The organism is Myroides sp. ZB35 (assembly GCF_001865835.1).
Taxonomy (GTDB): Bacteria; Bacteroidota; Bacteroidia; order Flavobacteriales; family Flavobacteriaceae; genus Flavobacterium; species Flavobacterium odoratimimum.
In genome coordinates this window covers 2,411,539-2,435,830 of record NZ_CP017769.1, presented here as the reverse complement: position 1 = coordinate 2,435,830, position 24,292 = coordinate 2,411,539, and the positions used below count along the sequence as shown (strand labels likewise).

The window sequence follows — 24,292 nt, the reverse complement described above, 5'->3', positions numbered from 1 at the left end:
TAAGCATATCTCTACTTTATATTAACCCTATCATTGAATAAAAAAAGTGTTGAATTATCTTCAACACCTTTAAATTTTATAATTCAATATTATACAATTTCATTTTATTGTACAATGTTTTTCTATCGATTCCCAATACCTGTGCAGCCTTAGTTTTATTAAACTTAACTTTTTCTAATGCAGTACGAATAGCTTGTTCTTCATTTCTAGAAGAGAATAACTTGAGATCATCCTCTGCAGTTTCACTACTTACACTAGCTTTAATCGCTTCTGATTTTGGCACGAGAATCTCTTGTGGTAGTACATCTTTTTCTATGATCTCTCCACGAGTCAAGAGAACTGATCTTTTAATGATATTCTTCATCTCTCTTAAGTTTCCTGGCCAATCATAAGTTAAAAAGATACACTCTACCTCAGAAGAGAATTTCTTTACTTTTTTCTCAAGTTCAATATTAGACTCGTTTAAGAAATGCATCGCAAACATCAATATATCTGCACCTCTATCCGCTAATCTAGGAGCTACAATACCAAACTCATTTAAGCGATGATATAAATCTTCTCTAAATTCTCCTTCTCTTACAGCCTTTGGCAAATCCTCATTAGTTGCAGCAATAACTCTAATATCTACATCTATTTCATTACTACTTCCCACAGGTTTTACTTTGCGTTCTTGAAGCGCTCTTAATAGTTGCACCTGTACCTCATAAGATAAGTTACCTACCTCATCTAGGAATATAGTTCCTCCATTAGCAGCCTCAAAGTGCCCTACCTTATCCGTAACAGCTCCTGTAAAAGATCCCTTAATGTGTCCAAAAAACTCACTAGAAGCCAAATCCTTAGGGATTGCACCACAATCTACTGCAATATATGGTTTATCCTTACGCTTGCTTTTTAAGTGAATAGAATGTGCTATATTTTCTTTACCTGTACCACTATCACCTATAATCAAAACAGACATATTAGTAGGTGCTACTAGATCAATGTATTCATGTAATTGTTTAGACACATTACTTTCGCCTCTTACATACTCTACCTCTTCCACTTGCTCTTCTGCATTCTCTACATCTTTTACTACAGTAGATTTAGTTTTTGATTTTAAAGGCTCACCACTTTCCACACTTGCTTTTCTTTCGAGAGCTTGTTTGATTGTCAACAGTATCTCATCTGGGTTTATTGGCTTTGCTACATAATCGAATGCTCCTAACTTCATTGCATTCACAGCTGTTTTAATTTCAGTATATCCTGTCATTAAAATAACTTGTGAAGTTCTACATTTTGATTTTATATATTTAAGTAATTCTAAACCATTACTATCAGGTAGTCTAACATCTGTAAGGACAATATCATAGCACTCTTCATCAATACACTGTTCTGCTTCTGTACTACTAAATGCATTCGAAACTATATACCCTTTTTTAGATAAAAAAGTTTTTAGCATTTCGCAGAAAGGAACATCATCATCTATAACCAGAATCTTGTGACTCATATTTTTATTTTTTATGTGCTTCTTGCAAATTTATACTTTTTATTATTCATTCCCAATTACGATATAAAATTAACCTATATAAACAGCAAAAGGGAGCCTAAGCTCCCTGTTCACCTGAAGATTTCTCTTCTTCACCTTACTAACGATCTAACTTGTTATCTCTCGATAACATAACTTTTAAATAAACACTTAAATTTTCTTTTTCAAAAGCAGGAAGTTTTTCAACTTCTTTACTTTTTTTATAACACCTTACTGTAATAGTATATATACAAAACCATGCCAAACCTAATAGGCATAAGACCTATTCATATATCTATTTTATATTCAACACATTATGCGAATTAAAAAAAAACTCCCCAACTTTCCACAATAGGAAAAGATGGGGAGTTTTTTGTGTATTGTTTCCACACATATTAGAAAGGATACCCAATAGCGAAGTTAAACATTAGGTTATCTTTTCGCCATCTACTACTTCCAAAATTGATATCATCTATTACCCAGCGTTCACCTGATGCATGATATGGTACGCGCAATGGAAATGCAAAATCAAAACGAAGAACTAAGAATGTAACATCAAATCGCAATCCTGCTCCTGCTCCAATTGCTAACTCATTTAAAAAGTCACCACTGAACTTACCTCCAGGTCGATCTGATACATCGTTTAGATTCCAGATATTCCCAGCATCAACAAACAATGCACCATGTACAATACTAAATAGTTTTTTTCGGTACTCTAAGTTCATTTCTAACAACATATCTCCCGATTGATCTGGCATAAATTTAGCATTGTTAATCTCTGGATTGAATGAACCTGGTCCTAAAGTACGTGCTCTAAACGCTCTAATACTATTTGACCCTCCTACATAAAACTGCTTTGTATAAGGCATTTGTTTAGAATTTCCATAAGCTATCCCTATACCTGCGTGTATTCTACTCACTAACTGTGAAGTTTTACTTAGTCTTAGGTAATGTCTAAAGTCGTGTTCTGTTTTTATATATTGACTAAATGGAACACCTATCAAACTTTTTTCCTTATCCTTATCCACATTAGCCCCCATTAATAATCCTGTGATATTAGCAGACAGATCTAATCCTCCACGATAGTATATTGTCCCTTTTTTAAATTTCTTACTAGTATTTGTATAAGTATAGGTATAAGTAGGACCAAAGGTCAGCTGCTTATCTAATACTCTCTCCAGCGACGGATTACCAGCTGCATACTCCTTATAGTAATCTGTGACATGCCCAGGTTTTACATAGTTAATATCAAATACTTTCAAATCATGCTCTCTAAAAGCACTCTCTTTCCAGAGATATCCCCAAGAAGCTTTAAAAGACTGCAATGAATACAATTGGCTACGTTCCAAATATTCTCCCCCAAGAATAGCACGTGTCTTAGGGATATAAGCACTAGTCGATTGTAGATTAAATGGAGATATAATCTTAGGCCAAGTCAGACTAGTTTCAAGACCTACCTTATATACATTATACCCATTATTAGCCGATGACATTTGGAAATCTGCCCCACCATAAGCAGACACAGAGAACACCTCAGCTCCTTTCATAAAGTTCTTATTGCTCCAGTTCAAGTTTAACTCTGCTCCATTATAACTAGCTGAGTTCATCTTCCCTAACAACTCAAGTCTAATAGCCTTAGGATTATCAGGAGTTAAGAAGTAATAAGCGTTTAATTTATGATTTAAACTATCTGATATCTCGAACTGATTCTTCACAAACTTAAAAACACCTAAACTCACTAACCTATTTAAAGATAAGTTATGATCATTTCTGTTATAGGTATCTCCATGTTTTAAGTGAATCGCTCTATCGTAAATAGACGATTTAAACTTTCCTTTAGGATCTACTATTTTAAAATCTTTATATACTTGTGCTGAGTCAAGAGCCTGCATATAGTTCGTATCAGACAGCACATAATCAGAAAATATATAAATATTATCTATCGTATAAGGCTCTAATGCTAACTTAGGTGTATTCTCTTTAATCTTTAAAGCTAAGTCGACCTGATGATGTCCTACACTACTATCTACCTGCACTAATAAGTTATCTGCACTGAAGTAATAATACCCTTTATTTTTTAAATAATTATCAAATCTAGTACGTTCATCTTTAATAACATCTAAGTCATAAGCTCTTCCTTTTTTTAATCTTGTATAAGGCATCGCTTTAGATAGCTCTTGCTTGATACCTGTAGAATCTTTTGCAAAGGTAAACTCACGTATTTTATATTGCTCACCAGGGATTACCGTATACTCTGCCCCTTTCCTCTTATCACTTGGTTGAAGTGTATCATAAGTCACATCTACATTGAAGTACCCTTGATTCTCTAATCGATTAGATAGAATAGCCTTATTGTTCTCCATATCTACTTGATCGAATAATACAGGTGGTTCACCTAACTTGTTTCGCATCCATCGACGCACTTTATTACTTTTTTCTGGATCCCCTGCTAGGTTATAAAAAAACAATTTAGGATGCATACCTAACAGTGTCGCATTAGGAATAGGACGTAGCAAACCATGGAGTTCATCATTCATCTCAGACTTTTGAGACTTAGATAATGAATCACTGTTAATCACTATTTTTCCTCCAGAATACAGATACTCATCTTCTGCCAAATGACGAGTTGTGTTACATGAGAATATAAATAATAGTCCAAGACATCCCGCTAATCCATTATATATTTTACTCTGCTTTAGCTTCATCTCTTAATTGCTTTTTTAATTGTCTTTTATCTTTACTACGTTCAAATAATTCGCGGAATCTCTCATAACTCATCGTTATTATAAACCCGACTCCTGTCTCTACGATTTGTCCTTGAAGAGCTACTTCATAGCGGTTCTTTCTATACACTTTCATTAAGTATCTACCATCTTTTGACAAGGCATATTCTAATTCAATATCTCCTGCTATGTTAGCTGCCTGTTCATTCTGACGGGCATTTCCTTCTACTTCGAAACTACTTCCTACTGTTACTTTTAGTCGATCAGAGAATAAGCGTTTTGACACTGCTACATTTAAATCTGTTCTATTCTCTTTACTTCCTGAAGAATAATCTTCTGATGATTCTAAGTTAAAGTTAAGTTCTACACCTGCGATTAAGTTACCTGCTAAGTTATTCAATTGATCTGATAGTAATCTACTCACACTCTGTCTAGCCATAGACCCTGCACTCATTCCTCCTGCGCTACTCTCAAATGGATTCTCACCGATAAACCTATTTAATAACAACAACGCAAATACTTGCTTATTTAGTTCAGACTCATTCTGTCTTAACTGTTCTAACTTCGTCTTTGTATTGCTTAGCACATCTCCAGATACACTTGTAATTCCTTCTTTTAACTGTACATCAAAAGATATTTCAGGCTTCAGTAATTCGCCTTCCATCTTTAATAATGCTTGGAATGGTATCTTCTGCTTATACATATTTTGTTGTGTAGGAGATAGACTGCTTAGCTGATTTCCTAATAGATCTATTGGAGCTGTCTTCGTCTCATAGATTGCCGTTAAGTGAAGGTTAGCGTCTGTAGGATCACCTGCCCAGATAATATAACTTCCTTTCTGAATTTCGAATTTTCTCTTCATCATGTTAAATGACAAATCATAAGAACCTTGAGAGAACTCATATCTTCCAGACAATGTTACTTTACCAGACGGATCAATCCCTCCAACTAAATCTGCTTCTCCTTTTAAGATAATTTTATCTCCACTTGACTTATCCATAATCATCGTAAAACTAGCCTCTTTATCTACTTTAATCGAAACAGAAACATCTAGTCCTTTCAACGCTGAGTTGTTAAAATCCTCTTCATACTTCTGCATTTCAGCCAATTGTAAGCTGTGCTGATCTACGAACTCCACAATACCTTCTCTATCTGCTATACTAGGATCTTCTTGTGGTAATACAAATGAGAAATCGGTTTTCTTACCTATCTCAATACCTCCAGTAACAACAGGCTTGTTTAAATCTCCTTTGATCTTTATATCACTGTCAAAAACCAATTTACCATAATACATCTCATTATCTTTAGATGTAGAGTTCACTGCTTTAAAATCAACTGCCTTAATACTCAGATTAAAAGCAAAATCTTGATATGACTTAGTAAGTACCTGACCATCTACCACTAATAGATTTCCATCTGTATCTGTGATACTAAACTTATCTAATTCTATCCCTCTGTTTGTAAAAGAAATCTTTTCGTTAATCTTTCTAAAATCAGCATTTAAATCATTCACATGGAATCCAACATCATTAAAGTTCATAGCTCCTAATATTTTAGGATCTGTAAACTTGCCGCCTATTTTTAGATTACCTGAGAAAAAGCCTTCTGCCTTAGACAACTGGTCTTTTGCAAAATACTCTATCGCTGCCATTTGGAACTTAGCCAAGTTCACATTCATATCCATCTCCTGAGTATCAGCATCAGCCCATCCGTCTATAGATATCTTATTCTCACCTCCTTGTAAAGTAATATCAGTTATAAACTTACTCGCACTCTCATTCTTCACTCCGACATGTAAGTCACCTAACCCTATCTCCATCACCTGTAACTTAGAAATGTCAATATCTGATATAAATCTAAAGTCTGTAGCTAAATCTTTTAAATACACCTCACCGTCAATAAATCCACTAGCCAACAGAACATCTTTCTTAACCATCTTAGTCAACATCTCAATACTAAAATCATTAAACAATATTCTCATTGGACTATTGGCTACTTCATCCTTAGACTCAATAACTAAAGCACTATCCTCATGTGATAATTTAAAGTCCTTCACATAAAACCCTTCCGGTTTTAATACAAATCTATTCTCTGGTTTGACTACCCACTTTTGATAATCTAGTATAAAACCATCTGGATATAATCTTGCTATCATATCTCCATCCTCAGCACGAACATCTCCAGCGATAAGATAACACACAGCATCTAATTTATCCTTTAAGCTCAGATTATAACTAATCGTATTATCTTTTATTCCCCCTTCTAATGATACTCTTCTAAGCGCCACACTAGCATTCGCCACTCTTTCTACAGACAGCCCATAAGTTAATACTTCATTGACAGGTTTTAATTCTAAGGCAATATTATTAATCTCATTTTCTCCGTAGATTACTAAGGGTATCAAGCCTTTTAAACTGATATAATCAGTACTCGCATCATACTTACCTGACACCTCTATTGGTTTTAATTCTTTTAGATTAGGTACCACAGAGTGAATAACCGAACTCTCCTTAACCAAGAGTTTATACGTAAAGTAGTTTTTATCTTGCTCCTTTTCCTCTGCTCCATTTTGTTCAGTTACAGTCTTTGTAGCAATTTCTTTTTTAGGCTCTTCTATTGCATAATAGACATCTATTGTCTTCATTAATTCATCTGCTAGTTGAGTGATTTTATACTCTCCTTGCATATTGAAGTCTATTAGTTCAGAAGTCAGTCCTAATGATCTATGAGTATCCTTACTCGTCGCAACGATCTCTATTGGTTGTAGATTATATGCCCTAGAAGCAGACATATAGGACAGTCCTTTTAAAGACACTGTACCATCCAGATCATCAGGCATAATATTAGCTAGTTTCCCTTCTATCGTTCCTTTAAAACTAGCCGGAGCTTCTTCTATACTTAATTTATATAAATCAATATTTTTAAAATCAGCCAATAAGTCTAAGCTAATTCCCTTATCTGTCCACAGCCCACTAGCATCTAATGCAAAGTTTAGATTAGGATCATTGTTAATAGAATGAACAGTATATTTCCCATCCTCAATGGCTCCATCTACTTCAATATTGTTATAACTATACCCGCTATACTCTGCTTTTAAAACATTGATATTTCCTTTTGCGTTTATATTCTTTGGGTCTAGCCCTATCCCACTTACAGAAGCAGACATCGATAGTGTACCAATAGAGTCATTCTTTAAGATTTGACCTAATTTTAGTTCATTGATATTGGCTATTAAAGAATACTTCTCTTTTCCTTTTATGCGTTGATCGAAGAACGCTTTTACATCTGCATTACCTGAAGTCGTTTTAAGGGCTAATTGAGACTGTATCGCCTTCATCCCTCCCTTTACATTACCTGATAGTGATAAGTGCGAAGGAATCTCTATATTCGTTGGCAACACGCCTTTTGGAGCGATACTAAAGATATCCTTAGCAGAAGTCTGAAATTTATTCAGTTTTAAATCTACTATCGCTTTTTCAGGAGTAGTTGCTCCTTTTACATTTCCAACCACATTGATCGTTGTAGATTGTAATCCAGTTAGTAAAAACTGTTCGATAGACAAATCGCCTACTATACCTTTTGCTTTAATATCTACCGCTAAATCTTTATTCGTTAAACTTGTTAATCCTGCTTCTTCAAAAACAGTAGGCATAGCTAGATATACATCTCTTAATCCTAGATGAGAATCTTTGATCAATACATCCACAGAAGTATCCTCTAAATGCTCTGACAACTTATTCACATCTTTATAATTCAATGTTACATTAGCGTCAAACTTAGAGTTAGGGGTTTCTAAAATAAAGTCTTTAATGAAAGTAGTTTGATCCCCGTATAGAAAATAAGTTTTGAACTTATCTAATTGCAATCCACTCTTTTCTTTAAAAGAAAACCCTTCTAAGTTTCCTCTGATCACATTAGGCGAAAACTGAAAATCTTTTAAATCAAAGTTAATATCTGTAAATGCAATATGGTTAGGGTCTAACCCAAAGGTCAATGCCTTAACGTTATCGTTGTCAAACTTGACATCAATAGAGTTAAGGGCAAACTCCTTTATCCCTAGCTTCCATGGAGCAGATTCATCCACTACAGGAGCAGTCTCCTCTTCTATTACGGGTGGTGTTGCCTTAATCGTTGTAGGAAATAAATGAACAACAGCCTTAGTATCATCTAGACGGATCTCTTTTAAATCAATCTGTTGATTCTTTAAATCAATTTGCTCAAATGTAGTTTTAAAAGCTCCTAATGCAAGATTAGCATATAACTTGCTCTCCTTATCCTCAAAAACGATATTACTATCTGTCCACTCTATAGTACCTAAATCTACTATAGGCATCACAGAAGTATTTGACTCTTCCTCTATCGGCTCTACCACTAACTGTGCTGCCTCAATAGAAGCCTGAGAAGGCAATTCTTTTTTATAATTTAAGTCTATTCCTGCGATCGCAATCTTAGGAATAGCAAATTTCATCTGCTCTAAATCAAATTGTTTAAAACGCGTAATAAATCTCTTTAACCCAAATGAGACGTGATGACCATCATAATCATCATTATACTTCACCTGGATATCGCTAAGGCTTATCTCACCTACATCTATAGCCATAGAGCTACTGTCCTCTTTATCCTCCTCTTCCTCTGAAGCGAAGGCTTCGATGATATAATCAAAGTTAAAGCGTCCTAGACTATCGCGTTTAACATCTGTCTTTAGTCCATCTAACTGAACACTATTGACATTGACAGAGCTCTTCAGGAGGGCAAATAAGCTAATATCTACACCTAGATAATTAGTATATAACAAAGTATCCTTCTGTTGAGACTCAACATAAAGGTTCTTAACTACTATTTTTTTTGGAAAGGCAATCTCTATCCTATCTAAGGACACAGGGGTACCTATCTTATCCTGTACAAAGGTGATTGCAAAATCCTTCACCTTATTCTGGACAGCAGGTATCTGTATCGCAACGATAAGAAGTAGTAATATTAGAAATAAACTAAGTAAGAACCAGCCCAGTACCTTACCTATTTTAATTGTTATCTTCTTCAAAACAAATTTTTTATACAAAAATAACAAAAATCGTACCTCTCCAACAATGATATTCAAAGGAAAAGGAAAAAACTTTAGGGCAAAAAAAAATCTCCAACACGGAGATCTACAATTAAGAAAAAAATGGCAAGCTACCTACATCGCACCGCTACAACCTCGGACCTTTGCTGCGTTCCCACCCTGGAGGATTAAGAGGGAGCTGGTCGTGTAGGACTTGCCACTGCAAATATACAACGGTTTTTTATTTTTCCAAGCTTTTTCAACTATTCGCATTAGATTTGTATATTGTATCAAATTAAAAAATGACAATGAAAAAATATAACATTCTAGTTCCGTTAGCATTAGGAGTAGCTTTTATAAGCTGTTCAAACAAAAAAAATTTAGAAAAAAATGTTTTATCTATTGATACTACTCATCTAAAACAGCTATATAAGGGAAATGAAGACATAAAACTGAGTCTAAAAACTACCGAAAATGCGCAAGTAGACTCTGTAATTTATTACTTCAACGACAAAAAAGTAGGTGCTTCTATCAAAAATGAGGTGTTAAATCTAAACTTAGGTGAACAAAAGTTAGGTAAAACAACGATTAAAGCTGTTGCTTATGCTGAGAATTCGAATAAAGAATTCACTACGAATATAGAAATAACAGCTCCAAAAGAACCTGCTTTTTACAGCTATAAATTAGTAAACACTTATCCTCATGATCAAGAAGCCTATACACAAGGTCTAGAATTCTACAATGGTATTTTATACGAAAGTACAGGTAATGGCGAAGGTGGAGGAACAACGAACACGGGAAGAGGAACAGGTAAGAAAGGAATCTCTAGTGTACGCCAAGTAGATTATAAAACGGGTAAAATCATCAAGATTCACAAACAACCAATGGAGATCTTCGGTGAGGGGTGTACTATCTTAAATGGTAAACTATACCAACTAACTTATCAAAACAATGAAGCTTATGTATTCAACCCTGAAACATTAGAACAAGAAAAAACACTTCCTTATTTTCAGAAGATGGAAGGGTGGGGACTTACGAATGATGGTAAGCACCTGTATATGACATCAGGTTCTGAGTTTATCTATAAACTAGATCCAGAGACTTTTAAAGAAATAGACAGAGTAAGCGTATATACAGATAAGAATGTTATTCCATACGCTAATGAATTAGAATGGGTAGATGGTAAGATATATGCTAACTTCTACGCACAAAATGCAGTAGCTGTAATCAATCCTCAAACAGGAGCAATCGAAGCTGTTATAGACTTCAGCGAATTAGTAAACCTGACTACATATCACGAAGACAGAGATGTAATGAACGGTATCGCTTATAACCCACAAACTAAGACATTCTTCCTAACAGGTAAAAACTGGGACAAAATGTTCGAAGTACAGATTATTAAATAATTTAGGGAACTGAATAAAGGGAACTGGAAACTGAAAACAGAAAACTGGGAACTGGAAACTGGGAACAGGGAACCATAAACTGAAAACAGAAAACAGAGAACTGGAAACAGAAAACTGGAAACAGAAAACTGGAAACAGGGAACCATAAACTGAAAACAAAAAATGCTGACCATGGTCAGCATTTTTTATTATATGAATTTTATTCTTCTTCCCAATAATCACTACCTAAACCAATCCTAAGAAAATCTAATTGTTCATTATATATAAAGTGAATTCCATGCTCTGCCTCCCAATAACAATCGTTGTAGTGAATAAAAACAAGTTGTTCATTGGCGTTTAATACTATTCTTACACTATTAGGTGGCGCAACTAATTGCCATAATAATTCTCTATTCACATTAGCTTTTTCTAATACAAAATCCTTTTCATATTCCTCATTATAGTCCTGCCAAGCTACATTAAAAGATTTCTCCAAAGCCCCCATAGCAGTTACAAAAATCTCATCTTTATTCTTCTGCTCATATTCTTTTATGCAATTTACTATTCTCTCTTCCATCCCTGCTATAGCAAATAATTCCTCCTGTATGGAAATACGACACCCTCGATGACTTCCCCATATTAATGAAGATATAAAACGAGTACTTACCCATTCATAAACATCTTCATTATAATAAAACTCTAAGCCTGAATCGAGTAATTTATACTCCGCTTTTATAGGAGTTCTACTGTCATTTAAGTCTCGTGAAACCCACATCCCTTCTACAGTAAACAGTACTGATAAATGGGTGTTAAAGCCTGAAATATCAAATTTAAAAGACCATTCCTCTAAATCTTCATCCAATAAAACGATAACTTCTATGTCTAAATAATTCCAAAGCTGCTCAAGAGATATACTTTCTGCTGGTGTGGTGTAAATGTATTCTTGTTTATCGAAGGCATATCCTTTCTTTAATACTAATTGATGATATAAATAAGTAGTAAAACTTTCAAAAGTAACCTTCCATTTTGCAGAAAGAACTTGTCCGACAAATGAGTCTATTTGAGTAATTAATTGGCTATTTTCACTTAAGAAATAACTATCCAAAATAACATCAACAAAAACACTATCAGCTATTGGCAACTTATTCTCAAACTTCCAACTTGCAAACTGAAAAGGAATCAAATTCCCCAAATACTTAGAAGACACCATACTACACGCTTTCTATATAATTCAATTTCTCCAATAATTAATACCCATACAAGCTTTCTCCATTCACATCAGTAGTCAGTACATCTGACATATAGTCAAACAGTGGTCTCATCGCAAGAAACGTCTTAATTACCTCCTCTTTAAAATTAGGAGCTAATACCTCCTTATCAGTGAACGAACGCATCACGAGATACTGCTTCTTACGCAATAAGTCGATAGCAGGATGCTCCTTGTCAAATCCTTTAGGGGCAGTCTTTAGTTCCTCCCCTTGTAGTTCTCCAAAGTACTTCTGGAATTGTTCTTCTGCAATAATATCTCTTAGTTCACTTGCATCTATTTCTATCTCTTTGCGAATGCGCAATAAGTCTTCTTTGTTTGGCTCCCAAAAACCACCACCAACAAAACTTCTACCTGGCTCTATATTTACATAATACCCTCCTCTAAGCATTGGTTTAGTACGTCCTAAATGCAATCCAAAGTAATCCTTATAAGGTGTCTTGTCTTTTGAAAACCTTACATCTCTATAGATACGGTGTACATGAAATACATCTATACTATCATGTTGTTGCATCTCATCGTATATCATCTTGAAATACGCTTTAACCTCTGCGAATACCTTGTCGAAAGTAGGTTTATTCTCAGTAAACCAGGGTTTGTTGTTGTTTTGACTTAATGTGATTAGAAAATCAATATGCTCTTTTGTAAGTTGTTTCATAGTTTTGTTTTTAATTGTTGCCAATCTGCTATCTTTTCAGATAAACTCATACATGCGTTTGCTCCACTAGGTGAGGCTAATGTCAATAACTCAATACCTGCAATCGAACCAATGTGTTTCTTAAAGTATAGCGCTGCCTTCTGACTCGAAAATACAACAGTGTTGATATTAGGGTACTGTTGAAGTAAACCTTGTATATCATTTGCCTTTTCCTCTTGTATATCACTATCTAGACTACTCTTTCGTTCACAAGATTGCAATACATCCCATAAAGCTATACCGTGTTCTTGTATCAAGGCCACCCTATCCGAATACACTTCGCTAAACTCTTGTTCGAAAAGACAAAAGAGTATCTTCCAAAATGCATTTTGACGATTGCCATAATACTCTTGGTACAACAGTGACTTTATGCTAGGCATTGTCCCAAGAATAAGTACTTTAGCATTAGCATCAACAATTGGTTGAAAAGATGTAATTCGCTTTTGTTCTGACATGTATCAAAGGTATCACTATTTTTCATGAACAAGAAAATCATTCGATTACAGAAGTTAAATTGCTATGATTTATATCAATACACCTCTATTGTCAAATAGTTGTTTAAATCATCTATAAATGCGCTTGTCTATAGGCTAAAGGTGAGTGTCCTGTAGATTTTTTAAAATAACGACAGAAGCTAGTCGCATCTAAGAAATGAAGCTCTTCAGCTATTGTGTAGATAGGTTTATCCGTTGCGATAAGGTAAGACTGCGCTTGAGTGAGTACTAGTTCATTAATAATCGAAGAGACTGTCTTGCCCGTCTGCCTGCGTACCAAAGTCGTTAGATACTTAGGAGTGAGCTTTAGTTGATCAGCGTAGAACTGTACTGTGCGCTCAGCTAAATAATGCTGATGAACCAAATTATACAGTCTAAAAACAGTTGTTTCTTTCTTCGAACTTGGCTTCAACTTTACCTCATCTTGTTCATAAAATCGGTTAATATGAGCGATTAAAGAATACAATAGATACTTCATCGCATCAGGATAAAACACAGATGCATCTGTACTGCGATTGGCCAACAACAACTGATAGTAATCTATAAACACTTTTTGATCCCCCTCATTCAGATGAATAATAGGATGTCTGACCAACTCATTTAAAAACTGATAATTAGTAGGTAGAATAAGATCCTTTATACTATCCAGATCAAACAACACACATAGATACTTTCCCTTGCTTTCTGTAGTAGGAATAGAGAACAAACGCTGTGGAAATACTGTCAATAGAGAACCTACAGAGAACATCTCTGTTTGGTTGTCAACTTTGAGCTCATTACTTCCCTCCATACAATAAGACAACAATATTCCTTTCTCTCTATATGTGGTAGTAGAGAATAAAGAAGGAATAATACGATCCGATGTTATAATCTGAATAGGGAAATGCTGACTCATCACACAGTAGTTAATAAGTCAAAGTTAACAATAAAAACAACTTATTGCACATTTATAAAACAATACTGTCAATAGATAAACAAGGTCTTATTCAGAACTTTGCACCAAATAAAAAAGAAATATGATCAGTAAATCAGTAATTATAAAAGACACATCTTATACCTTATATATCAACTATCAAGATGATGAACAAAAACGAAAAGAGTTCAATAGAATGTGTCAGGAGGTGTGGGAGTTTGACTTTGAAGGATACTACCAATCGGGATATTGGGGAGAGGATTGTATCGTGTTTTCTTTATTCCAAGAAGATAAAATAGTAGCACATACAACTTTAAGCCTATTCGAAATAACGAAAGATAATAAAACGTATAAAACAGGACAATTAGGTACTGTGATGACAGACCCTGCCTATCAAAATAACGGTTTATCAAGGTTCTTATTAGAATATATAGAAGCAGAATATAAAGACATCGTAACAGGTTACTTCTTGTTTGCAAATGATACAGTACTGGACTTCTACCCAAAATTTGGGTATGTACCTGTAGAAGAATATCAAGCTACACTAAAGGTGAATACAAAACCTTCTACTCTATCGAGTTTAGAGAAATTAGATTTAGACAATCCTACATCGCTTGCTCTATTTGAAGAATATGTCAAAAATGGATATACCTATAATAGGCTAAATACTAAAAATGTAGGGTTGGCTTTCTTTTATTGTTATGCTAATTTAGATTTTGGTTTTAAAAACTCTATTTACTACAGCAAAACATTGGATGCCATTATTATCTATGAGCAAGAAGAAAGCGAACTGACAATCTATTCTATTTATCAAAGAGATCACAATGTCAAACAACTCGATGCGATAATAGATGCATGTTGTACAGAAGAGACACAGACTATCTATTTTGCGTTTAGCCCTGAAATAGAACAAGCTACTTATAGCTTATATAAAGAAGATGACGATATCACGCTGATGGTGACAGAAGAGCTAATAGACTTATTCTTTGATCAGAAGACCATGGTAGCTTCGCTATCACATACATAAATTCTAAGTAGTTAGTAATAAATAAGAAAGGCAGTATGAAATATTAACGTACTGCCTTTGTGTTTTATTAATACTTTACTGCTAGAACATCTTGCGCTTGTAAGATAGCCATAGCATTCATTTCTTTCAATCTGTGCTGATGAACATATCTCAATACTTCAGACAAAAAGTTCATACTAATCTGTATAGCTTCTTCTATCGTACGACCTTTCGTTAGCTGTGCGGAGAGTGTTCCTGTGAATAAATCTCCTGTCCCTACTACTTCTACAGGTATATTATCAGCATAAAAATGAGTCAACTTACCTTCATTAATCAAGATGACTTCTACTTGATGATTAATATTCTCTTTCATTTCGGCTGTAGTCAAAACAATGGTTTTAGAAGACAATACCTCATCTGTCTGTACTGCTTCTAGTAGTTCTTGCTCATTCGTTATACGTTTGCCTAAAAGGTATTCTAATTCGAAGTGATTAGGAGTCAAGATATCACTTAGCGCTAATAATCGTTCTTTAGAATAATCTGCCTGCTCTTTAGGTATATACAGCCCGTCTGTACGCGTATCTCCAAATACAGGATCATAGATATAGGTGATGGTATGCTGTGCTTTTAATTGCTTAATGAACTGTGCTGTCGCATCTATTATCTCTTTGCTTTTTAAGTACCCACTTACTACATACTGCGTAAGTTGTGCCGTATTAATTTCTAATACTCCACGAGCCAGCTTTTCGAATAATTCTTTAGGTACAGCCTCTCCATAATAAACAGGCTTGTCTGTGTGACTTGATAAAAGAATGGTAGGCATCGCTACACAATTAATTCCGTGAAGCTGTATAGCAAAACTAGCTGAGTTATTCCCCACATACCCAGTAGAGACAGTACTCTGTATGGATATAATATGAGGTTCTATTGTGTTATTTATCATGGTAATGAAATGAGAAAACACTTCTATACTCTTGTCTATTTACTTCTATAAGACAAGGAAAATATACATCTGTGCTTCTTAAATTATTTCTTACAAAAATACAACTATAATCAGCAAGCGAGATAGTCCAGTTTAAAGAAAATTGATTAAACCCAGAATCAGTGATAGACAGATAAACGAAAAGTAATTATACAAAATAGCTCTGAATTAGTGATACAAGCATACTATAGTATGGTTTTAGAGCTAATGAAAGAGATATGAAGTAGAATTGCTTTGTAGTATTTGGCTAACGCTTATTCTGGGTTAAAATAATACCAATAAAAAAGCAGACCGTAGTCTGCTTAATTCTATTTTATGGTATAAGACGTTCTACTTTTAATTGTTCAAATAGTTCTGTGAAAGAGTTTTTTGTAGGTTTATAAGTTGTAAAGCCTAATTTCCTACTCTTAGACATATCTGTAATGACTTCTATAGGACGACCTAAATCTGCGTCTGTATGCCATGGAGAGACTAATGTATCAAGATCCATTGCTTGTAGTTTATGCTTCGCTATAATAGTCTGCCATACCTCACTCTTCTGTAACAAGGTTGCTTCTAATGGTCTGATAGTATCCTTATACCCTTCAAAAGGTATGTCAAAATAATTAGCTATTTCTTCCCATAGCCACTTCCATCTAAACACATCTCCATTGGTAACATTGAAGGCTTGATTCTTAGCTGTAGCAGTAGTGGATGCCCATACTAACTGTTTTGCTAATACGCTTACATCTGTTACATCTGATACCCCATTCCACTGTGCTTCTGATCCTGGCCAAACCATAGGAAGTCCTTCTTCCTTACATATACTCGCATACACAGCAAGTGTAATTCCCATATTCATCAGATTACCTACTGCATGCCCTATCAAAGTATGAGGTCTATGTATACTCCAAGTAAAACCGTCTCGCTCAGATGCTTTATACACTTCATCTTCTTGAGCATAATAGAAATTCTCTAATTCTAATCGAGGGTGTTCTTCTCTAACAGGGGTAATAGGTAAGATACCTGACTTCACATAAGATTCAAAGGGGCCTAAATAATGTTTTAATCCAGTTACTAAGGCTACATGCTTTACGCTCTGTTTAGAAGATAATACATCTAGTAAATTCCTAACTAAAGTAGCATTGATAATAATATTCTCTGCCTCTGTATCCTTACGCATCCAGGTGGTAAAGTAAACATGGGTAGGAGCTATATCTTGTAAGGCTATAGCTAAACCTTCTCTATCTAATAAGTCTGCAGCAATGGGAATGACTCCGTCTACAATTCCTTTTGGATTTCTTGCTAATCCATATACTGTCCAATCTTGAGCGATAAGTTCTTTTGCTAGATTACTACCAGCAATACCACTAACGCCTACTACTAATGCTTTGTTCTTCATGATTCATTTCTTTGAAGACAAAGCTAAAGCAAGTAAAATAGCTGTGCATTGACCTAAGATAAGTCAATCCCTTGATCTAGATCAAATAGATTACTTCATTTTTTTCTTAATACGGCTAACTGTTTCTGGAGTTAGACCTAAATAAGAAGCCAAAAGATGCTGTGGAATACGGTTGACTAAGTCTGGATAACAAGTAATGATTTGCGCATATTTCTCCTCTGCATTATAGGCTATATTACTCAATATACGTCTATCTTTATTCGCTAAGCTACGTTCATAAAGTATTCTAAAGTAGTTACTCATCACAGGCATATCTATCACTATTCTATCATAGTCTTCCTTACTTATAAGCAGTAATTCTACTTCTTCTAAAGCATCAATGTTCAATACTCCTTTTTCACCAGTAAAGAAACTATAAGAATCTGCCATCCACCAGCCTTCCCAACCAATGAAGTTAATATTCTCTACTCCTTTTTCGTCTATCACATAAGACTTCAGTACTCCTTTCGCAACAAAAGCCATGTGCTTACACACTTCTCCTTCTTGCAGTAGGTATTGCTTTCTCCTTAGTTTTTTAACTGTAAAATAATCTTCTAAACGAACAGTTTCTTCTGTGGTCAAGTGTACTTTTTCTTGAATGTGTTGAATTAATAGGTCAAACATAATAAGTCATATAACATCATATCAACAAAATTAAGTTTTTTAAAACTGCTTTTGATTACCTTTAGCTATTCATTATAACATTATGCCGATTATATCTCAACAAAACTTACTTATTCCTTATCCGCAAAAAGTAGCACTATCTGTACAGTTTGACTATGCTATCGTGGATATACACAACAGTTTTGATTACTTAGAAGAACTATGGGATGATATTGTTTTGACGATTGCAAATGCTATTACAGACAGTGGAATTACTATATTAGAAGGCACTACCGATATTAATGATAACTATACGATTATTGCCTATAATTTAGTAATATTGGCTGTTCCTCCCTATATAGACTTTACCTTTATTTATAACGATTTGTATGATGTCGACTTACCTAGTTCATTTCTAATAAGTACTCCTAATTATTACAACAAGGAGATAAAAGACATTTTACTACAAACAAAATAACGATGATAAAACCAATTGATATTACCGACTTACCCCAGACTTTACATGTATTAGAAGAAGTAAAACAACATATGCTCAGCCAAGGTATTGATCAATGGGATGAATCTTATCCTAATAAAGATATTATCTCTAATGACATTCAAAAGAAGCAAGCTTATATCTATACAGAAAACGAACAGATCTTAGCCTATATGGTCTTAAACGAAGAATATGATGTAGAGTATAATGATCTACATTGGACTAGCCCTACTCCATTTATTGTTATCCATAGATTATTTGTCAGTCCTAAGGCACAAGGTAAAGGGATATCTAGTAAGATGATTCTATTCGCAGAACAATACGCCAAAGACAATAACTATGCATCTATTCGCTTTGATGCATATACACTAAATACTACTGCTAATGCGGTTTACACTAAAAAAGGTTATCAATTAGTAGGTACAGTTCAGTTTAGAAAAGGGGTGTTTAATTGTTATGAGAAAACACTATATTACTAATAAACTAAGTTTCTTATAGATTAACTATAGTATACACTGTATCTATTCCAATAGGTATTCATAAATTCTCACTCCAAACACTATACATCCTATTAATCCAAATATCACGCCACTCAATGCTGTCCAAAATTGATTGGGTTCTTTGATAAGCATTAATACACCTACAACAAGAAAAACTAAACATAAAAATAAATAGAATATATTTTTAAAAAACTCTTTTCTATCTTCCCTCTTTAGTTTTTTCGCATACTCTTCTAAATACAATTGCTTAATACTCTTATTATCATCGCTCCATTGTTTATAAATATCAGAGTATTTTTTTAAAGTATCAGTACATCCCATTATTTTATAAACTGAGTCTTCCAAGCTACTTCTTTGGTATACCTCATCGTCATTATGAAATAATTCTAATTCACTAAAGAAATCTTCTGTTTCATTATAAAACCAACTTAACTCTTCAAAATCAATACATATAATTTCATCATCTTTCACCTCATTCAATAAGAAATTGTAAAAATCTTTTCTCAATTGCTTTTTAGTAGATATTTCAATAGCTAAATTATGATTAATTCTTTGTTGTAAATTACTAAGTACTATTGATTTATCAATTATCAAAGAAACTCTATTATCTCCTTCCGTTATATAACTTTCTATTAGTTTACTTTTTTGTTCATTCAGTAGTTCTAAATCATATAATTCTTGCCACAATTGTGGCAAAGTTCCTATAGCTTCTAGCTCTTCCTCCTCGTTATTTTTATTTTTAAAAGTTAAATACACTCTATTTGCCATAGTATCTGAAATTTACATACAATTAAAGATAACAAAAAACCGAGCCTTTACAGACTCGGTTTACTATTATTTCTCTGATATTCTTCTCTATCTTCATTGACATACATCTTATGAGGAGATTGCTTAGTATGAAAGATATCCAGAATAACAATATTCTCTTCAGTTACCTCATATAGAATTTTATACTCATAAACTAAGAGATACCTTCTCTCGAATCGACTATACATCATACCTTCTTTCTGTCCTAAATAGGGAAAATCAATTAACTGCTTGATTGCTTTAATAATATTATCCTTTACCTCTTTAGCCTTGCTTACACTGACATGATTAACATAATAGAAGTATATATCCCTTAATTGACTGGCTGCAAAATCAGATAATATTATTTTCATACTACTACCATTTAGTACTCATCTCTTCTACTTCCTCTAAGGTATAATACCTTCCCTCCTCATAGTCTTTACGAGATATAGCTAATCTGCTCTCTAATTCCTCTTCTGTCATAGGTAAAAACATCTCCTCTTCCACTCGTTTCAGAGCATTGACATATTCATTTATCTGGTCGATCAATGCCTCATCGTGAATATCCATAAGGGATTTAACTATCTGCTGTCTCTTTACCTCTACACTCATAACTAATTCATTTACAACACAAAGTTACACAAAATAAATAAACACATTCCTCCCTAACTATAAATTTACCACATAAAAAAACCGAGCCTATACAGACTCGGTTTCTCTCTTTACAACTATATAAGTGGGTTTACTTCACTTCTTCGTATTCTACATCTTGTGTACCATCAGCATCACCACCTTGGTTTGGCTGTCCTTGTTGAGGACCTGCTTGACCACCTTCAGCTTGTGCTTTGTACATTTCTTCAGATGCTGCTTTCCAAGCTTCGTTAATTTTGTCTAACGCTGGTTGGATAGTATCTAAGTTCTTAGTTTCAAAAGCTGTTTTTAATTCAGCTAAAGCTCCTTCGATATTAGATTTATTTCCTTCAGATAATTTATCTCCGAACTCTTTTAATTGTTTTTCTGTTTGGAAAATCATAGCATCAGCTTCGTTGATTTTCTCTACAGTTTCTTTTGCTTTTTTATCAGCATCAGCATTGGCTTCAGCTTCTTTTTTCATTCTTTGGATTTCTTCTTCAGTTAATCCAGATGAAGCTTCGATACGAATATCGTGAGATTTACCAGTTCCTTTATCTGTAGCAGATACTTTGATAATACCATTAGCATCGATATCGAAAGTTACTTCGATTTGAGGCACTCCTCTTTGTGCAGGTGGTAAACCATCTAAGTGAAAACGACCGATTGTTTTGTTATCATTAGCCATTGGTCTCTCTCCTTGTAATACGTGGATTTCAACCGATGGTTGGTTATCTGCAGCAGTAGAGAATACTTGAGATTTCTTAGTTGGAATAGTTGTATTAGATTCGATTAATTTAGTGAATACACCTCCCATAGTTTCAATACCTAATGAAAGTGGCGTAACATCTAATAATAATACATCTTTTACATCTCCAGTTAATACACCTCCTTGGATAGCAGCACCGATAGCTACAACCTCATCAGGGTTAACTCCTTTGTGTGGTTTTTTACCAAAGAATTTCTCTACTTCTTCTTGGATTCTTGGGATACGTGTAGATCCACCTACTAAGATTACCTCATCGATATCTGATTTAGATAAACCAGCATCTTTTAAAGCTTTCTCACAAGGAATCATAGAACGACGTACTAAATCATCTGATAATTGCTCAAATTTAGCTCTTGTCAATGTTTGTACCAAGTGTTTTGGTCCTGAAGCAGTAGCTGTTACATAAGGTAAGTTAATCTCTGTTTGTGTAGCAGAAGATAACTCAACTTTAGCTTTCTCAGCAGCTTCTTTTAAACGTTGTAATGCCATAGCATCTTTACGTAAATCTACTCCTTCAGCAGAATTAAACTCATCTGCTAACCAGTTGATAATTACGTTATCGAAATCATCTCCTCCTAAGTGAGTATCTCCATTAGTAGATAATACTTCGAATACACCGTCTCCTAACTCAAGGATAGAGATATCGAATGTACCACCACCTAAGTCATATACTACTACTTTTTGATCTTTTCCTGTTTTGTCTAATCCGTATGCTAACGCAGCCGCTGTAGGCTCGTTAATGATACGTCTTACTTTTAATCCTGCAATCTCTCCTGCTTCTTTTGTCGCTTGACGTTGTGCGTCATTAAAGTAAGCTGGTACAGTAATAACTGCTTCCGATACTTCTTGTCCTAAGAAATCTTCAGCTGTCTTTTTCATTTTTTGTAGTGTCATCGCAGAGATTTCTTGTGGCGTATATAAACGTCCATCGATATCTACACGTGGAGTATCATTATCTCCTTTTACTACTTGGTAAGGTACTGCTGTTGCTTCTTTCGCAGCCTCACTATATTTCTCTCCCATAAAACGTTTGATAGACGCAACTGTTTTTGTTGGGTTAGTTACAGCCTGACGTTTTGCAGGATCACCTACTTTAATCTCTCCACCTTCTACGAAAGCTACGATAGATGGTGTAGTTCTTTTTCCTTCAGCGTTTGAAATTACTACTGGCTCGTTTCCTTCCATTACAGAAACACAAGAGTTTGTAGTTCCTAAGTCAATACCAATTATTTTACTCATAATATTTTCTATAGTTTATTTTTATACTTAATTCATTGTCGTGAGCTTCATGCTCGGTTACTCTTAAACAATCTTTGTGCCAACAGAAAAAATTGAATATTTTGTCTGTTTTTAGGTCATTTTATCTTTTAAATAATGTCATATTGTCATTTACCTCTCTTTTAGATAAGAAATAAGCATACATAACGTCAGTATATACTGACAATGATACCTCTCCTTAAGAAGCCCTCTCCTTAAAAAACACATCACTTACTACTCCTACTTAGTAATCAATACAAGAAACATAAAACAACTATATAATTATCTATCCACATAATTCCCTTCCCATCTTGCGTTAAATAAATCTCTAAAAGTTGTCTCTGATTAGAATTTAGCTATCTTCGTATTATTAAATCACTACTATTTTATGGAATGTATTTCTGTATTTGATATGCTCAAAATCGGTGTAGGACCATCTAGTTCGCATACTTTAGGTCCTTGGAGAGCCGCTGAGCTTTTTTTAAAAGAATTGCGTGATCGCAATATCTTTGACCAAGTTTCTTCTCTGAAAATGGATTTATTTGGTTCACTTTCTCTTACGGGAGTAGGGCACGCTACTGACTTAGCTGTCATGTTAGGACTAAGTGGAGCTGATCCAGAATATGTCCCTGTCGAAGACATTAGTGGTATTATTGATCATATTAATGCTTCACAGTCTTTATTATTAGGAGGAACAATGCCTGTAGTGTTTAACCCTAAGGAAAACATTGTATTTAATAGAAACTTCCTCCCTTTCCATGCTAATGGAATGACATTTACTGTACAATATGGTGAACATGAACTATATGAATCTACCTTTTATTCTATCGGTGGAGGATTTGTAGTAAAAGAAGAAAACCCTGATAATCAAGAGAAAGAAGAGATCAAAGCTACTTTCCCTTTCCCTATAGAAAAAGCTACGGAATTATTAGCCTACTGTAAAGAGCAGAATATGTCTATCTCTGAATTAGTATATGAAAATGAAAAGTCTATACGTTCAGAAGAAGAGATACATAATGAGTTATTACGCGTGTGGAATACCATGCTAGAGTGTATGTATATCGGATGTCATACAGAAGGTATATTACCAGGAGGCCTTAACGTACGTAGACGTGCTTATGACACTCATTCTAAACTGAAAGGAGACCTCCCTTATAACACACCTCAAGAATGGTTACAGACTATTCGTAAGACAAAGGTTTACTTTAGACAGATATTGAAATGGGTAAGTTGTTTTGCCTTAGCTGTTAATGAAGTGAATGCTTCTCTTGGGCGTGTAGTGACTGCCCCTACTAATGGTAGTGCAGGAGTTATACCAGCGGTATTAATGTATTATCTAGTTATAGAGAACCATAAAGCAGGCGATAAAGAAATCAAACAGTTCTTAATGGTAGCTGGCGAAATAGGTAGTATCTTTAAAAAGGGAGCTACGATATCTGCTGCTATGGGAGGATGCCAAGCAGAGATTGGGGTTTCTAGTGCAATGGCTGCTGGTGCCTTATGTGAGCTAATGGGAGGTACTCCAGAACAAGTAACTGTAGCAGCTGAGATAGCTATGGAACATCACTTAGGACTGACATGTGACCCTATCGGAGGTCTAGTTCAAGTACCTTGCATAGAAAGAAACACGATGGGCGCTATTAAAGCTATTAATGCAGCAGAGCTTGCTTTAGATACTGACCCTAAGAATGCAAAAGTTCCTTTAGACAAAGTAGTCAATACAATGTGGGAAACTGCAAAAGACATGAATAATAAATACAAAGAGACTTCAGAAGGTGGTCTTGCTGTAGCTGTAAACTTATCAGACTGTTAAACA

Annotated in this window: 19 protein-coding genes and 1 other RNA gene; 5 read left to right on the top strand and 15 right to left on the bottom strand. The window is 34.5% G+C overall.

Going from position 1 to position 24,292, the window contains the following annotated elements; genetic code table 11:
• Positions 1–76: 76 nt before the first annotated feature.
• From BK054_RS10960 to ffs, 4 genes are all read right to left on the bottom strand, one after another.
• The gene (locus tag BK054_RS10960) at positions 77–1,486 is read right to left on the bottom strand and encodes a sigma-54-dependent transcriptional regulator (protein WP_006256744.1); all 1,410 of its coding nucleotides are present in this window, start codon (positions 1,484–1,486) and stop codon (positions 77–79) included.
• Positions 1,487–1,899: 413 nt separating this feature from the next.
• Positions 1,900–4,209 carry a BamA/TamA family outer membrane protein gene (locus BK054_RS10955; RefSeq protein WP_058699448.1) on the bottom strand — a complete coding sequence of 770 codons (2,310 nt, stop codon included), beginning with the start codon at positions 4,207–4,209 and terminating at the stop codon, positions 1,900–1,902.
• Positions 4,190–9,268, bottom strand: a complete 5,079-nt coding sequence (locus tag BK054_RS10950) for a translocation/assembly module TamB (protein WP_071307255.1) — start codon at positions 9,266–9,268, stop codon at positions 4,190–4,192. Before BK054_RS10950 ends, BK054_RS10955 begins: the two co-directional genes overlap by 20 nt.
• A gap of 121 nt (positions 9,269–9,389) precedes the next feature.
• Positions 9,390–9,488: signal recognition particle sRNA small type (gene ffs, locus BK054_RS10945), an RNA gene on the bottom strand.
• 88 nt (positions 9,489–9,576) lie between these two features.
• Between ffs and BK054_RS10940 the strand changes: the two genes are divergently transcribed.
• Positions 9,577–10,674 carry a glutaminyl-peptide cyclotransferase gene (locus BK054_RS10940; protein WP_006260824.1) on the top strand — a complete coding sequence of 366 codons (1,098 nt, stop codon included), beginning with the start codon at positions 9,577–9,579 and terminating at the stop codon, positions 10,672–10,674.
• 199 nt (positions 10,675–10,873) lie between these two features.
• On the opposite strand, the gene BK054_RS10935 is transcribed toward BK054_RS10940, so the two are convergent.
• From BK054_RS10935 to BK054_RS10920, 4 genes are all read right to left on the bottom strand, one after another.
• On the bottom strand, positions 10,874–11,863 hold the full coding sequence (locus tag BK054_RS10935; protein ID WP_006260823.1) for a DUF6985 domain-containing protein: 990 nt from the start codon (positions 11,861–11,863) through the stop codon (positions 10,874–10,876).
• Between the two features lie 37 nt (positions 11,864–11,900).
• A complete protein-coding gene (locus tag BK054_RS10930; RefSeq protein ID WP_006260822.1) occupies positions 11,901–12,578 on the bottom strand; it encodes a DUF2461 domain-containing protein in 678 nt (225 codons plus the stop codon).
• Entirely contained in the window at positions 12,575–13,072 is a 498-nt protein-coding gene (locus BK054_RS10925; RefSeq protein WP_006260821.1) for a DNA-deoxyinosine glycosylase, read from the bottom strand. The genes BK054_RS10930 and BK054_RS10925 overlap by 4 nt, the downstream gene beginning before the upstream one ends.
• A 112-nt stretch (positions 13,073–13,184) precedes the next feature.
• On the bottom strand, positions 13,185–14,006 hold the full coding sequence (locus BK054_RS10920; RefSeq protein ID WP_058699446.1) for a helix-turn-helix domain-containing protein: 822 nt from the start codon (positions 14,004–14,006) through the stop codon (positions 13,185–13,187).
• Between the two features lie 121 nt (positions 14,007–14,127).
• On the opposite strand from BK054_RS10920, the gene BK054_RS10915 reads away from it, so the two are divergent.
• Positions 14,128–15,051 (top strand): GNAT family N-acetyltransferase, encoded by a 924-nt coding sequence (locus tag BK054_RS10915; RefSeq protein ID WP_058699445.1) that lies wholly within the window; start codon positions 14,128–14,130, stop codon positions 15,049–15,051.
• A 67-nt stretch (positions 15,052–15,118) separates the two neighbouring features.
• Here the strand turns inward: BK054_RS10915 and pdxY are convergent, their stop codons facing one another.
• The 3 genes from pdxY to BK054_RS10900 all read right to left on the bottom strand — a co-directional run bounded on the left by pdxY (position 15,119) and on the right by BK054_RS10900 (position 18,056).
• Positions 15,119–15,973: a pyridoxal kinase gene (pdxY, locus tag BK054_RS10910; RefSeq protein WP_058699444.1), complete on the bottom strand. Its 855-nt coding sequence runs from the start codon at positions 15,971–15,973 to the stop codon at positions 15,119–15,121.
• Between the two features lie 352 nt (positions 15,974–16,325).
• The gene (locus tag BK054_RS10905) at positions 16,326–17,393 is read right to left on the bottom strand and encodes an SDR family oxidoreductase (protein ID WP_058699443.1); all 1,068 of its coding nucleotides are present in this window, start codon (positions 17,391–17,393) and stop codon (positions 16,326–16,328) included.
• Between the two features lie 90 nt (positions 17,394–17,483).
• Positions 17,484–18,056: a Crp/Fnr family transcriptional regulator gene (locus BK054_RS10900; protein ID WP_058699442.1), complete on the bottom strand. Its 573-nt coding sequence runs from the start codon at positions 18,054–18,056 to the stop codon at positions 17,484–17,486.
• An 82-nt stretch (positions 18,057–18,138) separates the two neighbouring features.
• Here BK054_RS10900 and BK054_RS10895 point away from each other — a divergent pair, with 82 nt between their 5' ends.
• Both BK054_RS10895 and BK054_RS10890 read left to right on the top strand, forming a co-directional pair.
• Positions 18,139–18,513: a hypothetical protein gene (locus tag BK054_RS10895; protein ID WP_058699441.1), complete on the top strand. Its 375-nt coding sequence runs from the start codon at positions 18,139–18,141 to the stop codon at positions 18,511–18,513.
• A 2-nt stretch (positions 18,514–18,515) separates the two neighbouring features.
• On the top strand, positions 18,516–19,010 hold the full coding sequence (locus BK054_RS10890) for a GNAT family N-acetyltransferase (protein ID WP_006263139.1): 495 nt from the start codon (positions 18,516–18,518) through the stop codon (positions 19,008–19,010).
• 42 nt (positions 19,011–19,052) lie between these two features.
• Here the strand turns inward: BK054_RS10890 and BK054_RS10885 are convergent, their stop codons facing one another.
• The 4 genes from BK054_RS10885 to dnaK form a co-directional block, all read right to left on the bottom strand.
• A complete protein-coding gene (locus BK054_RS10885; RefSeq protein WP_058699440.1) occupies positions 19,053–19,799 on the bottom strand; it encodes a hypothetical protein in 747 nt (248 codons plus the stop codon).
• Between the two features lie 47 nt (positions 19,800–19,846).
• Positions 19,847–20,191, bottom strand: a complete 345-nt coding sequence (locus BK054_RS10880; protein WP_006256761.1) for a type II toxin-antitoxin system RelE/ParE family toxin — start codon at positions 20,189–20,191, stop codon at positions 19,847–19,849.
• Positions 20,192–20,195: 4 nt separating this feature from the next.
• Positions 20,196–20,432, bottom strand: coding sequence for a hypothetical protein (locus BK054_RS10875; protein ID WP_006256762.1), 237 nt, complete (start codon positions 20,430–20,432; stop codon positions 20,196–20,198).
• A gap of 130 nt (positions 20,433–20,562) precedes the next feature.
• A complete protein-coding gene (gene dnaK, locus BK054_RS10870; protein WP_006256763.1) occupies positions 20,563–22,458 on the bottom strand; it encodes a molecular chaperone DnaK in 1,896 nt (631 codons plus the stop codon).
• A gap of 406 nt (positions 22,459–22,864) precedes the next feature.
• On the opposite strand from dnaK, the gene BK054_RS10865 reads away from it, so the two are divergent.
• Complete coding sequence (locus tag BK054_RS10865; RefSeq protein ID WP_071307254.1) at positions 22,865–24,289, top strand: L-serine ammonia-lyase; 1,425 nt, start codon at positions 22,865–22,867, stop codon at positions 24,287–24,289.
• The last annotated feature ends 3 nt before the right edge of the window (positions 24,290–24,292 follow it).

Excerpts from the sequence above, each read along its gene's own strand:
- BK054_RS10960 (WP_006256744.1), bottom strand. The coding sequence starts at position 1,486 with ATGAGTCACAAGATTCTGGTTATAGATGATGATGTTCCTTTCTGCGAA.
- BK054_RS10955 (WP_058699448.1), bottom strand. The coding sequence starts at position 4,209 with ATGAAGCTAAAGCAGAGTAAAATATATAATGGATTAGCGGGATGTCTT.
- BK054_RS10940 (WP_006260824.1), top strand. The coding sequence starts at position 9,577 with ATGAAAAAATATAACATTCTAGTTCCGTTAGCATTAGGAGTAGCTTTT.
- BK054_RS10935 (WP_006260823.1), bottom strand. The coding sequence starts at position 11,863 with ATGGTGTCTTCTAAGTATTTGGGGAATTTGATTCCTTTTCAGTTTGCA.
- BK054_RS10930 (WP_006260822.1), bottom strand. The coding sequence starts at position 12,578 with ATGAAACAACTTACAAAAGAGCATATTGATTTTCTAATCACATTAAGT.
- BK054_RS10925 (WP_006260821.1), bottom strand. The coding sequence starts at position 13,072 with ATGTCAGAACAAAAGCGAATTACATCTTTTCAACCAATTGTTGATGCT.
- BK054_RS10920 (WP_058699446.1), bottom strand. The coding sequence starts at position 14,006 with ATGAGTCAGCATTTCCCTATTCAGATTATAACATCGGATCGTATTATT.
- BK054_RS10915 (WP_058699445.1), top strand. The coding sequence starts at position 14,128 with ATGATCAGTAAATCAGTAATTATAAAAGACACATCTTATACCTTATAT.
- pdxY (WP_058699444.1), bottom strand. The coding sequence starts at position 15,973 with ATGATAAATAACACAATAGAACCTCATATTATATCCATACAGAGTACT.
- BK054_RS10905 (WP_058699443.1), bottom strand. The coding sequence starts at position 17,393 with ATGAAGAACAAAGCATTAGTAGTAGGCGTTAGTGGTATTGCTGGTAGT.
- BK054_RS10900 (WP_058699442.1), bottom strand. The coding sequence starts at position 18,056 with ATGTTTGACCTATTAATTCAACACATTCAAGAAAAAGTACACTTGACC.
- BK054_RS10895 (WP_058699441.1), top strand. The coding sequence starts at position 18,139 with ATGCCGATTATATCTCAACAAAACTTACTTATTCCTTATCCGCAAAAA.
- BK054_RS10890 (WP_006263139.1), top strand. The coding sequence starts at position 18,516 with ATGATAAAACCAATTGATATTACCGACTTACCCCAGACTTTACATGTA.
- BK054_RS10885 (WP_058699440.1), bottom strand. The coding sequence starts at position 19,799 with ATGGCAAATAGAGTGTATTTAACTTTTAAAAATAAAAATAACGAGGAG.
- BK054_RS10880 (WP_006256761.1), bottom strand. The coding sequence starts at position 20,191 with ATGAAAATAATATTATCTGATTTTGCAGCCAGTCAATTAAGGGATATA.
- BK054_RS10875 (WP_006256762.1), bottom strand. The coding sequence starts at position 20,432 with ATGAGTGTAGAGGTAAAGAGACAGCAGATAGTTAAATCCCTTATGGAT.
- dnaK (WP_006256763.1), bottom strand. The coding sequence starts at position 22,458 with ATGAGTAAAATAATTGGTATTGACTTAGGAACTACAAACTCTTGTGTT.
- BK054_RS10865 (WP_071307254.1), top strand. The coding sequence starts at position 22,865 with ATGGAATGTATTTCTGTATTTGATATGCTCAAAATCGGTGTAGGACCA.